Source organism: Paractinoplanes lichenicola (assembly GCF_016785085.1).
GTDB classification, from domain to species: Bacteria; Actinomycetota; Actinomycetes; order Mycobacteriales; family Micromonosporaceae; genus Actinoplanes; species Actinoplanes lichenicola.
Map to the genome: position 1 here is coordinate 1 of NZ_JAENHO010000016.1, position 14,490 is coordinate 14,490.

13 protein-coding genes, 1 tRNA gene and 1 rRNA gene are annotated in these 14,490 nt (G+C 70.7%); 12 read left to right on the forward strand and 3 right to left on the reverse strand.

The genetic code is table 11. The annotated features are described in order from the left end of the window. Together rrf and JKJ07_RS41730 are read left to right on the forward strand one after the other, a co-directional pair. Positions 1-101 (forward strand): 5S ribosomal RNA (gene rrf / locus JKJ07_RS41725); the annotation flags it as partial. Positions 102-221: 120 nt separating this feature from the next. Continuing rightward, positions 222-1,442, forward strand: coding sequence for a phytase (locus tag JKJ07_RS41730; RefSeq protein ID WP_202997562.1), 1,221 nt, complete (start codon positions 222-224; stop codon positions 1,440-1,442). On the opposite strand, the gene JKJ07_RS41735 is transcribed toward JKJ07_RS41730, so the two are convergent. Beyond that, positions 1,439-1,981, reverse strand: a complete 543-nt coding sequence (locus JKJ07_RS41735) for an RNA polymerase sigma factor (RefSeq protein ID WP_202997563.1) — start codon at positions 1,979-1,981, stop codon at positions 1,439-1,441. The genes JKJ07_RS41730 and JKJ07_RS41735 overlap by 4 nt on opposite strands. A gap of 49 nt (positions 1,982-2,030) precedes the next feature. On the opposite strand from JKJ07_RS41735, the gene JKJ07_RS41740 reads away from it, so the two are divergent. After that, entirely contained in the window at positions 2,031-3,368 is a 1,338-nt protein-coding gene (locus tag JKJ07_RS41740) for a serine/threonine-protein kinase (protein WP_202997564.1), read from the forward strand. On the opposite strand, the gene JKJ07_RS41745 is transcribed toward JKJ07_RS41740, so the two are convergent. Continuing rightward, complete coding sequence (locus JKJ07_RS41745; RefSeq protein WP_202997565.1) at positions 3,349-4,080, reverse strand: hypothetical protein; 732 nt, start codon at positions 4,078-4,080, stop codon at positions 3,349-3,351. The two genes, JKJ07_RS41740 and JKJ07_RS41745, sit on opposite strands and share 20 nt — an antisense overlap. 108 nt (positions 4,081-4,188) lie before the next feature. Between JKJ07_RS41745 and JKJ07_RS41750 the strand changes: the two genes are divergently transcribed. The 3 genes from JKJ07_RS41750 (at position 4,189) to JKJ07_RS41760 (ending at position 7,016) form a co-directional block, all read left to right on the forward strand. Then, a complete protein-coding gene (locus tag JKJ07_RS41750; RefSeq protein WP_202997566.1) occupies positions 4,189-5,331 on the forward strand; it encodes a glycosyltransferase family 4 protein in 1,143 nt (380 codons plus the stop codon). Positions 5,332-5,342: 11 nt separating this feature from the next. Continuing rightward, positions 5,343-6,449 carry a glycosyltransferase gene (locus JKJ07_RS41755; RefSeq protein ID WP_307834686.1) on the forward strand — a complete coding sequence of 369 codons (1,107 nt, stop codon included), beginning with the start codon at positions 5,343-5,345 and terminating at the stop codon, positions 6,447-6,449. Positions 6,450-6,611: 162 nt separating this feature from the next. Next, on the forward strand, positions 6,612-7,016 hold the full coding sequence (locus tag JKJ07_RS41760; RefSeq protein WP_202997568.1) for a hypothetical protein: 405 nt from the start codon (positions 6,612-6,614) through the stop codon (positions 7,014-7,016). 117 nt (positions 7,017-7,133) lie between these two features. Here the strand turns inward: JKJ07_RS41760 and JKJ07_RS41765 are convergent, their stop codons facing one another. Then, the gene (locus JKJ07_RS41765; RefSeq protein ID WP_202997569.1) at positions 7,134-8,198 is read right to left on the reverse strand and encodes a hypothetical protein; all 1,065 of its coding nucleotides are present in this window, start codon (positions 8,196-8,198) and stop codon (positions 7,134-7,136) included. A 242-nt stretch (positions 8,199-8,440) separates the two neighbouring features. Between JKJ07_RS41765 and JKJ07_RS41770 the strand changes: the two genes are divergently transcribed. The 6 genes from JKJ07_RS41770 to JKJ07_RS41795 all read left to right on the forward strand — a co-directional run bounded on the left by JKJ07_RS41770 (position 8,441) and on the right by JKJ07_RS41795 (position 14,487). Further along, positions 8,441-10,357 (forward strand): hypothetical protein, encoded by a 1,917-nt coding sequence (locus tag JKJ07_RS41770; RefSeq protein WP_202997570.1) that lies wholly within the window; start codon positions 8,441-8,443, stop codon positions 10,355-10,357. After that, entirely contained in the window at positions 10,354-11,973 is a 1,620-nt protein-coding gene (locus JKJ07_RS41775) for a hypothetical protein (protein WP_202997571.1), read from the forward strand. The genes JKJ07_RS41770 and JKJ07_RS41775 overlap by 4 nt, the downstream gene beginning before the upstream one ends. Positions 11,974-12,076: 103 nt before the next feature. Further along, positions 12,077-12,148: transfer RNA gene (locus JKJ07_RS41780), tRNA-Lys, on the forward strand. 283 nt (positions 12,149-12,431) lie between these two features. Next, on the forward strand, positions 12,432-12,692 hold the full coding sequence (locus tag JKJ07_RS41785) for a hypothetical protein (RefSeq protein WP_202997572.1): 261 nt from the start codon (positions 12,432-12,434) through the stop codon (positions 12,690-12,692). Then, a complete protein-coding gene (locus JKJ07_RS41790; RefSeq protein WP_202997573.1) occupies positions 12,692-13,837 on the forward strand; it encodes a sensor histidine kinase in 1,146 nt (381 codons plus the stop codon). Before JKJ07_RS41785 ends, JKJ07_RS41790 begins: the two co-directional genes overlap by 1 nt. Further along, entirely contained in the window at positions 13,834-14,487 is a 654-nt protein-coding gene (locus JKJ07_RS41795; RefSeq protein WP_202997574.1) for a response regulator, read from the forward strand. The genes JKJ07_RS41790 and JKJ07_RS41795 overlap by 4 nt, the downstream gene beginning before the upstream one ends. Positions 14,488-14,490: the final 3 nt, after the last annotated feature.

Sequence of the window (14,490 nt, forward strand, 5' to 3'; positions counted from 1 at the left end):
GAGGGGAAACGCCCGGTCTCATTCCGAACCCGGAAGCTAAGCCCTCCAGCGCCGATGGTACTGCACTCGGGAGGGTGTGGGAGAGTAGGACGCCGCCGGACTCAACGTGAAACAGTAGGCCCACCCCGTTGCGGGGTGGGCCTACTGTCGTTTCCGGGATATACAGGGAGTTCAACCGGCGGTCATGCAAACGCCAGGTTTATCGGGGAGTGTCACTGGCTATGCGTCGTACCGTGGGGATCGTTGCTCTCGTCGCGTTGAGCACTGCCGTGGCCGCGCCCGCTCAGGCCGGCGAGCGGCCCTCCGAGCTCCAGTTGCGCGAGATCACCGCTTCCGTCGAGACACCCGCGCTCTTCGACGACGAGGCCGGCGGGGACGCGGACGCCGACGACCCGGCGATCTGGGTCAACCGCACCGACAAGTCGCGCAGCCGGGTCATCGGGACGGCCAAGAACGGTGGCCTCCGCGTCTACGACCTGGCCGGCCGCGAGGTCCAGTCGATCCAGCCCCCCGAGGGCGGCCGCTTCAACAACGTCGATCTGGTCACCGGGTTCGGCCAGAAGCGGCACGACTACGCCGTCGTGACGGACCGTGGGCTCGACAAGCTGCGGATCTACCGCATCGAGGCGTCAGGCAAGCTCACCGACGTGACCGCGGCCGACGCGCCACTGCTGTTCTCCCGCGACGACGACGAGGTCGAGACCCAGGCCACCGGGTACGGCCTGGCCACGTACGGGAAATATGCCGTGGTCAGCCGTCGCCACACCACGCGGCTCGGGATCTTCCGGCTCGAGGAGCGCACAGAGGCGCGGAAGAGCGTCGTGAGCTACCGCGTGACGGACACGATCGACCTGCCCAAGGAGTTCCGCCTCGCCAGCGGCGCGACCTGGACCCCGTGCCTCGAGCCGGGCGAGGAGCCGCAGATCGAGGGCATGGTGGTCGACGCCGAGGCGGGTGTGCTCTACGCCGCGCAGGAGGACGTCGCGCTGTGGAAGATCCGGCTCGACCGCGACAGGTTCGTCGGTGTGCCCCGGGTCGTCGAGCGTGTCGCCGAATATGGCGCGGCCGGCACCTATGACCCGGAGACCGAGGAGTGCACGCTCGGTGAGCCCGCCCCCGAGGCCGGTCGCATCCGGGCCGACGTCGAGGGCGCCACGATCTATTCCACGGGCAAGCGCGACGGCTATCTGGTCGTCTCCAGCCAGGGCGACAGCAAGTTCTACGTCTACGACCGGCGCACCAACCGGCCGCTGCGGAGCTTCCAGGTGGCCGACGGCAAGCGGACCGACGGCGTGCAGCACTCCGACGGCGCGGCCGCGACCAGCGTGCCCCTGCCCGGCTATCCGAAGGGCCTGCTCGTCCTGCATGACGGCGAGAACAAGCCCGACGCCGGCCGGGTCAGCACCAACTTCAAATACGTGGACTGGCGCGAGATCTTCTAACCCAGCAGCGTTTCCCGTACGCGGGTCCGCGCGTGGTGGATACGCGACTTGACCGTGCCCTCGGGCAGGTCGAGGTGGCCGGCGATCTCGGCGTAGTCGAGCTGGCAGATGTCCCGCAGCACGATCGGGGCGACCAGCTCGGGCCGGTCCGACTCGAGGAGCTCGAGCGCGTCGAGCAGGTCGAGCCGGGAACCTGCGATCACGCTCGTCGTCCGCGGGTCGGCCACGTCGACCGGGGGCAGCGCGTGCGCCTGCTCGGCCGCCCGGCGCTTCAGTGACCGGTACGTCTGCCGGGAGCAGTTCGCGATGATCACGTGTAGCCAGGTCGAGAACTTCGACCGCCCCTCGAACCGGCCGATGTTGCGGGCGACCTGCAGCAGCACGTCCTGCGTGGCCTCCTCGGCGTCCTGATAGCAGGGCAGGAACCGGGCGCACCGCCGCAGCACGTTGGGCCGGATCGTGCCGAGCAGCTGCTCGAGGGCCGGCCCGTCGCCGCCCGCGGCCCTGAGGGCCAGTTCTTCCGTCTGTTCGTCACGCATGCTGCCCCCGTAAAAGATCACTGACGGCCTCATAATGACCGTCGTGTCCATGCCCAGCAAGATCGGTCGATACCACGTGGAGCGCCGCCTGGGCGCCGGTGCCTTCGCCACGGTGTGGCTCGCCGCGGACGAGGCGCTCGAGTCGTGGGTCGCGATCAAGGTGCTCGCCGACAACTGGGCGCACCACCCCGACGTGCGGGCCCGCTTCGAGCAGGAGGCCCAGGTGCTGCGGCGGGCCGATTCCGAGCGGCTGGTGCGGGTGCTCGACATCGGGGAGCTGCCGGACGGCCGTCCCTATCTGGTCATGACGTACGCCGACGGCGGCACCCTGGCCGAGCGGATCGAGGCCGGTCCCCTGCCCGTCGCGGCGGCCCTGGGCATCGCCGTCGACATCGCGCGGGCCGCCGCCGTCCTGCACGACTCGGGTGTCCTGCACCGCGACCTCAAGCCGTCCAACGTGCTCTTTCACACCGTGCGTGGCGTGCGCCGGGTGCTCGTCGCCGATCTGGGGCTGGCCAAGGAGATCGCCCAGGCGTCGGGCTTCACCGTGATGGCCGGTACGCCCGGTTACATGGCCCCCGAGCAGCAGCTTCCGGGCGGCGGGCTGGACGTGCGGGCGGACGTGCACGCCATCGGGGCGATGCTGTTCCAGATGCTGACCGGGCGTACGCCGGGCAAGTCCGGCACCATGCCGTCGAAGCTGCGTCCCGGCGTACCGGCTCGGGTTGATCGGGTGGTGCAGCGGGCGCTGGAGACCGATCCCGGCAAGCGGTGGCCGTCGGCGGAGTCGCTGGCCGTGGCGCTGGAGGAGGCCGCCGCGCCCCCGCCCGCGCCTCGACGGTGGCCGTTGCGGCTGGCCGGTGCCGTCGTGGCGACCGCGGCCGTGCTGACCACCGGCAGCGCGGCGCTGGCCCAGCCGACCATGGCGGGCTGGCAGCGCGTGACCGATGGGAGTGGCGCGGTCTCGGTGGCCGTTCCCGCGTCGTGGGCGCACCAGCTGGCCGACCAGGGCTGGAACCCCGCCGCGGCAGGGCTGCCGGCCGGTCGGGCGCCGGGGCTCGTGGTGGGGGCCGACCTCGCGGATTGGTCAAACCCTTCCGGTACGTCCCCCGGGGTCTTCGCCGGTCTCAGCGACTCGGCCTCCGGGGCGGAACTGCCCGCGCACGCCGGCTGCGCCCGGACGCCCGACCGCCGCGTCGTCGTGGACGGTCTGACGGGCCGGGTGCAGCGCTGGACGGGATGCGCGGGCACCTCGGTGTCGTACAGCGAAGTGGTGCTCTCGGCGAACGGCGGGCGGGGCGTCTATCTGCAGATCAGGCAGGACGACCCCGGCGACCGTACGGACGAGGTGCTCCGCGGCGTCCGGCTCAGAAGCGCTCGACCGTGACCGTGGCGACCCCGGAGGTGGCGTCGACGTCGTAGCGGGCGGCCGCGCCGTCCCAGCCGTCCTGCGTCCAGACCGACCCGCCCGCGACGCCGGTGTGCACCTGCCCGTCGATCGTCACGCTGCCCGCCCCGCCCAGGGCCGAGACCCGTACGGGTGCCTGGCCGGCCACCCGTACGGAAAGCAGGCTGGCCCCACCGCCCAGGGTGACCTTCTGGGTGCCGTCGGCGGCGGGCAGCACCACGGCGGCGCGGGCCGTGCCGGCACTGAAGTCGACGTCGCCGCCGCGGCCGCCGGTCAGGTCGACCGACTCGTCCTGGGCGCCGCCGGCGAGCCGGATCTGCCACCGCACGTCGTCGCTGAGCACCACCGTCAGCACCGCGGGGCCGCCCCGGCCGGTGTCGCGCAGGCCCGCCACCAGGTCGGCGCCCTCGATCGACGCGGTCGGCACGGCCTTGGACCCGTCCGGCGTGGAGAGCTCGTAGAGGTCGCCGCCGAGGTCGCCGAGCCTGACACGTACGGCGTCGGCCCCGCCGAACAGCTGGAACGAGGTCACGTCGCCGTCGCCGCGGACCCGGTGCGGCGAGCCCTCGCGTTCACCCAGGACGTAGCCCGGACGGTTCTCCGGATTGCGGTCGCGGCCGTCCCCGCCGGGCCAGTCGCACCCGCCTATCAGGCCGACCACCAGCACCAGGACCGCCGTCCGGATTCTCACGGCGGCAACTTACCCGGACCGCGCTTCTCCTAGTCGTTCGATCAGCGTTTGTGATTCGGCTACGGCACGTACGGTGTGCCGGACATCGGCGAAGCCCATCGTGACTGCATGCGAGTCGCTCTGGTCACGGAGTCGTTCCTCCCCGATGTGAACGGCGTCGCCAACTCGGTGGTGCGCACGGCCGAACATCTGCTGCGCCGTGGACACCAGCCGATGGTGATCGCACCGCAACCACCCCCCGCGGTGCGCGACACACCGGTCCACGTCCCCTATCCGGTGGTCCGTATCGCCTCCTTACCCATGCCCGGCTATCCCCAGATCCGCCTGGGCCTGCCCACGCCCACGCTGACCGGCGCCCTGCGCGCGTTCGGCGCCGATCTCGTGCACCTGGCCAGCCCGTTCGTGCTCGGCGCGTGGGGCATGCTGGCCGCCCGCACGTTGCGCCTGCCCACGGTCGCCGTCTATCAGACCGACGTCGCCGCGTACGCCCGTGCCTACAAGGTCGGCATGACCGAGGGCGCCGCCTGGAAGTGGATCAAGACGGTGCACAACCTGGCCTCGCGCACCCTGGTGCCGTCGTCGGAGTCGGCGCTCGCCCTCGACACGCACGGCGTCGAGCGAGTGCACCTGTGGCGGCGCGGGGTCGACGACGAGTTGTTCCACCCCAGCCGCCGCAGCGCCGAGGTGCGTCGTGACCTGGCCCCGAACGGCGAGGTCGTGGTCGGTTTCGTCGGCCGGCTCGCGGTCGAGAAGCAGATCGACCTGCTGGCCGACGTGAGCCGCCTGCCCGGCGTACGGCTGGTGATCGTGGGCGACGGTCCGGCGGCCCCGCAGCTGCACAAGGCCCTGCCCGCCGCGACGTTCCTCGGGGTGCGCCGCGGGGAGGAGCTGGCCCAGCTGTACGCGAGCTTCGACATCTTCGCGCACACCGGCCCGTACGAGACGTTCGGGCAGGCCGTGCAGGAGGCGATGGCGAGCGGGTTGCCGGTCGTCGCGCCGAACGCGGGCGGCCCGGTCGACCTGGTCGGTCACGACCACACGGGCTTCCTGGTCCCGCCGTTCGAGTCCGAGGGCTTCACTTCCGCCGTACGGGATCTGGTGGCCGACCCGGCGAAGCGCGCGGCCTTCGGGGTCGCCGGGCGGCAGGCGATCGAGGGCCGCAGCTGGTACGCGGTGGGCGAGGAGTTGCTCGGCCACTACGGTGAGGCCTGCAGTGTCGGTTACGTCGAGCGCAGGGCGGTTGCCGCGTGAGAATTGTCCGGGTGGCGAACTTCGTGACGCCCCGGTCCGGAGGTCTTCGCACGGCTCTGCGCCACCTGGGCGCCGGCTACCGCGCCGCGGGTCACGAGCCCGTCCTGGTGGTGCCGGGTGCCGCCGAATCCGACGAGACGACCGATCAGGGCCGGGTGATCACGCTGCCCGGCCCGCTGGTGCCCGGCATGGGTGGTTATCGCGTGCTGCTCGACCGGGGCCGGCTGAGCTCGACGCTGAGCGCGCTGCGGCCCGACCGGATCGAGATCTCCGACCGCTCGACGCTGCGCTGGCTGGGCCGCTGGGCGAGCCGGCGCGGCGTACCGTCCATGATGGTCTCGCACGAGAGCCTCGACGGGTTGTTGCGCCTGTTCGGGCCCGGGGTCAGCCGGCGCGCGGGTGACCTGATCAACGCGCGGACGGCCGCCGATCACGACCAGATCGTGTGCACGACGCAGTGGGCGGCCTCGGAGTTCGCGCGGCTCGGCGTCCGCAATCTGCGCCAGGTGCCGCTCGGGGTCGACCTCGAGCGGTTCACGCCGGCGAATCAGGATCTGTCGCTGCGCACGCGCTGGTCCGCCGCCGACGACGTGCTGCTCCTGCACTGCGGGCGGCTCTCGCCCGAGAAGAAGCCCCGCCGCTCGCTCGAGACGCTGGCCGCTCTGCGCAAGACGGGCGTGCCCGCGGTGCTCATCGTGGCCGGCGGGGGCCCGATGCGCTCCGCCCTGCAGTCCGAGGCGGCCGACCGCGGCCTGCCCGTACGGTTTCTCGGCCACCTCACCGACCAGGCGAAACTGTCGGCGCTGCTGGCCACTGTGGACATCGCCATCGCCCCCGGCCCGATCGAGACGTTCGGCCTGTCCGCGCTCGAGACGCTGGCCAGCGGCACGCCGGTGGTGGTGAGCTCCGAGAGCGCGCTGCCCGAGGTGATCGGCGAGGCGGGGATGGCCGCGCCCGGCGAGGGGCCCGCGTACGCCGAGGCCGTCCGCTTGCTGCTCTCCCGGCCCGAGCCCGTACGCCGGTCGGCGGCGCGCGCGCAGGCCGAGCGCTTCCCGTGGGACTCCTCCGTCGCCGGCTTTCTCGCCGCGCACCAGGCGCCGGTGGCGGCGCCTTTTTAACCGGTTTTCCGGCAACCGAAACGTATTAGTGGCACTCGTCTTTTCGGCCATCAATCGTCTGGGTTACCTGGCGTGTTGAATGCCCTATTTGTCCGTCCCGGGATGCTTTCCTGATCATGCAACACGGAATGAGAAAGCTATCCGCTCGGAAGGGAAATAGGCATGAACAAGATGACGCGACTCCTGATGACGACCGGCCTGGGCCTGCTCGCCGGGGTGGCCTTCGGTGTCGGGCCGGCGCAGGCGGCGAACGCCTCGACGACGGCCGCTGCCCAGTCCCAGCCCAACCGGACGGCACAGGCCGACCAGCACCGCGGCCGCGACATCGTGGTCGGCTACTACCGCTCGTACCGGGCCTGTGAGCTGGCCGGGCGCATCGGCGAGCGGTTCGGCCGGTGGAACGACTTCGACTGTGACTACCAGCGCCGGGGCTTCGGCCGGGGCGTGTTCGCCCTCGAGGTCGAGCGCGGCTGGGGCTGGAACCGGCCGGGCCACAACTTCCACGACCGCGACGGCTTCCGCGACCGTGACGGTCACCGCGACCGCGACGGCCACCGCGGCCGCTGAATCCACCGAATGTGAATTCCGAAAGGAGCCGCCCCGCGATTAGCCGCTGATTTACTCCCCGCAGGTCCCCGTCGGGTGCCGGACGCATTTAAATGCGTCCGGCACCCGATCTGCGTTTTATGCGATCGGCTCGAGCAGGGCCGCCTCGGCCGCCAGGGCCTGCTGGTGGAGCGCTGTCCAGGACGCGGCCTGGGCGGCCGCGTTCGCCCGCTCGGTCTCCCAGTCGGCCCGCGCGTCCTGCGAGGCGGCGGCGATCGTCAGCCAGTTGGTGCTGGCCGAGTTGGCCGCGGCCTGCGACACCAGCAGCCACGTGTCGGCCTGACGCAGCGCCACCTGCTCGGCGTCGGCCCACGCGACCTTGGCCGGGCCGGTCTGCGCGCCGACCAGGGCCCAGGCCCGCGCCGCGGCCGCCCGGGCCTGCACCTGCGCCTCGCCCGCCGTGTCGCGGGCGGCCGCCTCGGCGCGTTGCGCGTCGACAACCAGCTCGCGCGACTTCAGGTGCCAGCGGCGATCCTCGTCGGCCAGGCGGGTGCGGAACGTCTGCATGTCGAGCCCGGAGGCGGTGACCCAGCCGTAACGGAAGAACTCGACGACGTCGGCGTCGGTCGTGCCCGGGGCGACGGCCCGCCCGGCCCACGCGCGCACCTGGGCGCCCGGATCCTCCGTGCTGAGCAGCGTGACGTAGTCGCGGTCGCCCTGGCGGATCGCCGCGGCCTGGTCGGCGTCGTCCTGGATGTCCTTGCGGTCGAGCTCCAGCGCCTTCGCGTAACCGCTGCTCACGAACTCGGCGAGCTGCTCGTCGGTGCCGGCCAGGGCGCGCCGGCCGGCCGCGTTGACCCGCGGATAGAACTGCAGCGGATGCGTGTTGATCATGCGCTTGGTGAAGTCGACGTTGCGGGTGCGGGTCTGCTCGGCCCGCAGGATCGCCGCATCCCACCCGGTGAGCAGGAACGTGGCGATCGCCTCGGGGCCGCCCTGCAGCGCGCCGCGGGCGGCACTGCGCACCGCGAGCCGGGGCTCGTTGCCCGACAACCACTGCACGAAGAGCCGGTCGGCCTCGGCCGGATCCCACTCGTCGGCGGCCATGACGAACGAGCTCGGCGGTGCCGCCCAGGACACCGCCGGAACGGCCACGACACCCACCGCCGCGGCCAGCGCGAGCGCTACTGCACGCGTACGCATATTCAGTTTCCCCCGTGAACAAGCTATTGATTGATCGCTATGCGGTCGCGGTCATCTAAGCACGGAACCCGCTGCTGCGTGGGGGTGACCCAACGACGTTGATCACAATGTCGCGGCCTTGTGCCCGAGGGAGAGCGGGCGCTAACGTACCGGCCGACATCGATCTCCACGCCTCTCCCTGCCCTCGAAAGAGCAGGTCGAAGGCCGTGTGATGCACCAGAACAAACCACGGGGACAACTTCATGACTTCGATCAACCGCGCCGTCTGGGCGCGGCCGCTGCTGGCTGCCGGTGTCGCGGTGGCCGCCCTCACCGCGACCACGGCGGGCACCGCGCAGGCCGCACCGCCACCCACCTCCGCCCGGCAGGCGGCGCTCGCCGAGGACAGCCTCGCGAACTACGACCAGAAGCTCGCCGTCGCCCTCAAGTTCGGCCTCGGCGACAACTTCGCGCTGCTCGAGAAGGCCGACCGCGACTTCGTCGTGGGCATCTGGAACCACGTCAAGGACGACCCGGCGCACGCCGAGGTTCGCCTCGCGGCCGAGGCCGCGTTCAGCGCCGAGCCCGTCGAGGACGACTCGGTCGACCAGGCCTGCTACCAGTTCATCGTCGACGGGGTGTTCGCCGCGTTCGACCGTGACCTGGCGCGGGTGAAGCGGGAAGCCGACGAGAAGCGGGCCAGTGATCTGGCCCGCAGCGCGGCCGCGGCCAGCATCGACGTCGTGGCCGACGCCGCCCTGCTCAACGGGAGCGACGCTGACTTCGTACGGCTGATCTGGGAACTGGTCGCCGAGGACGTCAAGTGGCCCAAGGTCAAGGCGGCCGCGCGCACGGCCCGCGAGGGCAGCGACGAGGACCGGCGCGTGTTCATCGCGACCGGCCTGGCCGAGGCCGCCCACCAGGACGTGGACGACCGGATCGCCGCCGACCAGGCCAAGACCGAGGCCGAGAAGGCCGCTGCACGGGCCCGGGCGGCGAAGAAGCTAGCGGCCAACCGGATCGGGCTCACCGTCACCGACGAGCTGCTGAACCTGCCCGACCGCGACTTCATCACCGAGGTCTGGAACTTCACCGCCGACGGCACCGAGGTGCAGGCGGCCGCCATCGCCGCCGCGCGCAGCAACGACCCGGCTGTGTGGAAGGCGTTCATCGACACCGGCATCCACGCCGCCAAGGACCGCGACATCCAGATCGCCCTGGCCAAGAAGGAAGCCGAGGACCGTCGTCTCGTGCAGGCCATCGTGGACCGGGCGACCAAGAATTCGCAGCGTGGCCTGGCCACCGCCGCCCGCGCCGCGCTGGCCGGCGACGCCACCGCGGTCGCCGACTTCCTGCGCGTCGGGCAATACCAGATCGGGCCCGACGTCACGCAGTTCGCGCTGACCACCACCCGGCTCGGCATGCTCACCGCGGACGGCACCGCGTACGTCAAAGAGGGTGGGATCGACGCCGGCTGGGTCAAGGAATACACGAACGTCAAGCAGCTCGTGCTGGCCGGCAACCGGATCGGCGTGCTGACCAACACCGGCGTGGCGATGGTCAAGGAGGGTGGCCTGAGCGCGAACTGGGTCACCGAGCAGACCGGGGTCAAGCAGCTGGTGCTGGCGGGCAACCGGATCGGGATCATCCGCAGCGACAACGCCGCGTACGTGAAGGAAGGCGCCCTGAACGCGGGCTGGACCAAGGTGTACTCCGGCGTGACGCAGCTGGCCCTGGCCGGGACCCGGATCGGTGTGCTCCGGCCCGACAAGGTCGCGCTGGTCAAGGAGGGCACGGTCGCGTCGACGAGCTGGGTCACCGAGCAGGGCGCGGTTAAGCAGCTGGTGCTGGCGGGCAACCGGATCGGCGTGCTGCGGACGGACAACGTCGCCTGGGTCAAGGAGGGCGGCCTCAGCACGAACTGGGTCAACGAGCACAACGGCGTGGCGTCGATGGCGCTGGCCGGCACGCGGATCGCGCTCGTGCACACCGACGGCCTCGTACGGGTCAAGGAGGGTGGCCTGTCGGCGCTCTGGACCGTGGTGCGTACGGGCTCGTGGTCGGTCGCCGTCGAGACCAACCGGATCGCCACGATCGCCAACGACGGGGTCGGCTATGTCAACAGCGGTGCTGTCGAGGCGCCGTTCACCACGTTCAAGATGGCGGCGGACCCGGCATGAAGAAGCTCATCCTCGCGGCCGGACTGGCCGGCTCACTCGTCCTCGGAACCGCCGCGGCCACCTTCGCGGCGCCCGCCTCAGTCGTGCTGGCTGCGGCGTCGGCTAGTTACGACCAGAAGCTCGCCGTCGCCGTGAAATTCGGGCTCGGCGACGACTTCGCCCTGCTCGAAAAGGTCGACCGCGACTTCGTCATCGGGATCTGGGACCACGTCAAGGACAACCCCGATCAGGTCGAGGTGCGGGTGGCGGCCGAGACCGCGTTCACCAGCGACCCTGACCTCTCGTACGACTTCATCACGACTGAGGTGTTCGCCGCGTACGACCGCGACGTCGAGCGGGAACGGGTGGAGGCGGACACGAAGCGGGCCGGTGACCTCGCCCGTACGGCCGCCGCGGCCAGCATCGACGTGGTGGCCGACGCTGCCCTGCTCAACGGGAGCGACGCTGACTTCGTACGGCTGATCTGGGAACTGGTCGCCGAGGACGTCAAATGGCCCAAGGTCAAGGCCGCGGCGCGGGCGGCCCGGGACGGCAGCGACGAGGACCGGACGGCCTTCATCGCGACGGGGATGGCCGAGGCGGCCCGGCAGGACATCGACGACCGGATCGCGGCCGACGAGGCCAAGACCGAGGCGGAGAAGGCCGCTGAGCGGGCGCGGGCGGCGAAGAAGCTGGCGGCCAACCGGATCGGCCTGACCGTCACCGACGAGCTGCTGAACCTGCCCGACCGCGACTTCATCATCAAGGTCTGGAACTTCACCGCCGACGGCAGCGAGGTGCAGGCGGCCGCGATCGCCGCGACCCGCAGCCTCGACCCGGTGGTGTGGAAGGCGTTCATCGACACCGGCCTCGACCAGGCGGTCGACCGCGACATCCAGCTCGCGCTCGACCGCAAACACCAGGCCGACCGGGCGCTGGCCCAGCAGATCAAGGCGACGGCGACCAAGAACAAAGACCTGAACCTCGTCTACTGGACCGACAAAGCGCTGGCCGGCACGCCGACCGAGCTCGACGACTTTCTGCGCGTCGGCCAGTACGACCTGGACCTGGCGACCAGCTTCGGCCCGGGCGACGTGCTGCCGAGCTGGTCGAACACGGCGGCGTGGACCAACGCGGTCGTCAACGTGGCCGGCATCTGCTGCAAACTGACCGGCCCCGAGCTGGGCGTACGATCGGAACCGGGACACACCGGGACGACCTCGCTCATGTACGCCGGGCTCGACAACAACGAGACCAAGTCGTACGCATACCTGAAGTCGATGGCCCTGAGCCGCATCACCATCAAGCCGACGACGTCGCTGACCTACTGGATCTATCCCCAGGCCAACACCGTACGGCCCGAGGTGAAGCCCGCGAACAGCACGTGCGTGGCGATCGACCTGCTCTTCAGCGACGGCAAGAACCTGCGCGACAGCCAGCTGAAAGACACCCGCGGCAACCGGGCCCACCCGGCCTTCCAATGCAACAAGGTGACCGCCGGCAAGTGGAACCAGGTGGTCGTGCCGCTCGGCGCGCTGGCCGGCAAGAAGGTGACGACCCTGGTGGTGGGGTACGACCAGCCGGGAGCCAAGGGCGGCTACCGAGGCCTGATCGACGACGTCAAAATCGCGGACTGAGCTGGGAAAACGGCGGGGCGGCGGACCTTGGTCCGGCGCCCCGCTCCCACCGGGCCGGATACCTGCGAGTCAAGCCGGACGACCACAGGTACTCTATGATCGCGGGCCGCTAGCTCAATGGCAGAGCTGTGGACTTTTAATCCATAGGTTCGGGGTTCGAGTCCCCGGCGGCCCACCCAAGCCAACCCCTAGAACCCCACGGTGCGAGGGGCGCGGTAGGCGCGCCTGTTGCGCGCCGTCGGGCTCGCCCTTCGGCCGATGATCGGCCTACGCCTCGGTTCGTTCCCCCCATCCGGCGGCTCGTCAGTCATCGTCGCCACTTGATCGGTGCGGCTCAGGATGGCGTGGTCCGGGCCCGGGCATCGGGATCGACACCGGCCATTGCATAGTCCTCTCCACCCGGATCTCCACCCTCTGGTGGTGCCGGTTCCACCCGGGCTGTTCGTAGCGTTCTGGGCATGAACGAGCGGAACGAGCCGAACCCCCACTCGAAGACCGTCGTCGAAGCGGCCAATTATCTGATCAATCGGCAGCGGACTCGGACCGGCCGGATCGCCGGGGCTGTGGTGGGCAAGGTGATCGATCAGGAGGGTGGAAAGTTGACCGGCCGTGTTGTTGTCGCGATCCTCGTCGTCCTGGCTGTGGTGGGCATCGCCTTTGTCGCCTACCGTTTGCTGGTGCTCGACCTGATTTTGACCGTGATCCGGGAACAGAACTGATGCTGCGCCGGCTGGCCCGTCGGAGTTTGCGCCTGTTGCGGGCGGACGATCCGGAGACGGGCTGGCTGGTGCGGATCGTCCTGACGGCGCTGTTCGTCTGGGCATTGACTCTCTGGCCGGGCGTCGACCCCGAAGTGCACCTGACGCTCGTCCTGAGTTTTGTCGGTTGGGTCTTCTGGGTGGTCGCCGACCAACGCCATCCTGTGCCCGCGCGAACCGTTCTGGCATTGTCCGCATTGTTGCCGGCCGCCGTGTCCGCGTTGCCGCACAACGGGGCGGCACACCTTTTCCTGTACGGGGCCTTGTTCACTTTTGTGCTGCTGCCGCGCATGCCGTTGTGGGCGATCCTGTCGCTGACCGGCGCCCTGATCGTGGTATTGCTGATCGCCCTGCAGGTGGCCGGGAACGGGCCGACCGCGATGCTGACTCAGCCCGGCGTCGTCGTCGTGGTGGTGCTGTTCAGCCTGCATCGCCGGGAGCACCGGTTGCGGGCCGAGCAGACCGAACAGTTGCTCGAGCAGACCTCCCGTACGCAGGAGGCACAGGCACACGCGGCCGCGTTGGACGAACGTGCTCGCATCGCGCGCGAACTGCACGACGTGCTCGCTCATTCGCTCGGCGCCCTGGGCGTGCAGCTCGAAGTGGCCGAGGCGCAGCTGACCGAGCGGGGCGACATCGAGGCGGCGGCCGAGCGGGTGCGGCGGGCCCGGCGGCTCGCCGCGGACGGCATGGTCGAGGCGCGTTCGGCGGTCGCGGCGCTGCGATCCGACGCGCTGCCGCTGGCCCGCGCGCTCGACAGCCTGGTCGGCGTGCACCGGGAGAACCACGCCGTCGAGGTGGCCCTGCGCACCGACGGCACCGAGCGGGCCCTGCCGTCGGCGGCCGAGGTGGCGTTGCTGCGAACCGCGCGCGAGACGTTGACGAACGCGGCCAAGCACGCGCCGGGAAAGCCGGTCGCGATGAGGCTCGTTTATGCGGAGTCTTCCGTCCGGCTCGTCGTGGAGAATTCGGCGGTGTCACCGCGTACGGGGGAAGGCGGTTTTGGTTTGATCGGCGCCCGCGAGCGGATCGCGCTGGTCGCCGGCACCCTGGACGAGGGCGTCGTCGACGGCGCGTGGCGAGTCACCGCGGAGGTGCCGGGATGAGCGACGGGCCGGTGCGCGTGCTGGTGGTGGACGACCAGCAGCTCGTACGGGAAGGTTTGACCGCTCTGCTGGAACTGACCGACGGTGTCGAGGTGGTCGGGTCGGCGGGCGACGGCGGGCGCGCGCTCGAACTGGTCGCCGAGCATCGGCCTGATGTGGTGCTGATGGATCTGAAGATGCCCGTGCTGGACGGGGTCGCCGCGACCGCGCGGGTGCGGGCCGAGTTTCCCGAGGTCGCAGTGGTTGTGCTGACCACCTACGCCGACGATGAGTCGATCGCGGGGGCGCTCGCGGCCGGGGCTCGAGGCTATCTGACCAAGGACGCCGGGCGTGCCGAGATCGCCATGGCGTTGCGGGCCGCGGCTGGCGGTCAGGCGCTGTTCGACCCGGCGATCGCCGCGCGCCTGGCCGAGGCGATGAGCCGTCCGGCGCCGCCACCCCCGCGCGACGGGCTGCCCGACGGGCTCACGCACCGCGAGGCCGAAGTGCTCGGCCGAATAGCACAGGGCCACACGAACGCCGAGATCGCGGCGGCCCTTTTCGTCGCCGAAACAACCGTGAAAACGCACATCAACAACGCGTTCGCCAAGATCGGTGCACGCAACCGCACCGAAGCGGCAAGCTATGCGCAGCGACAGGGCCTGACCTGAAAG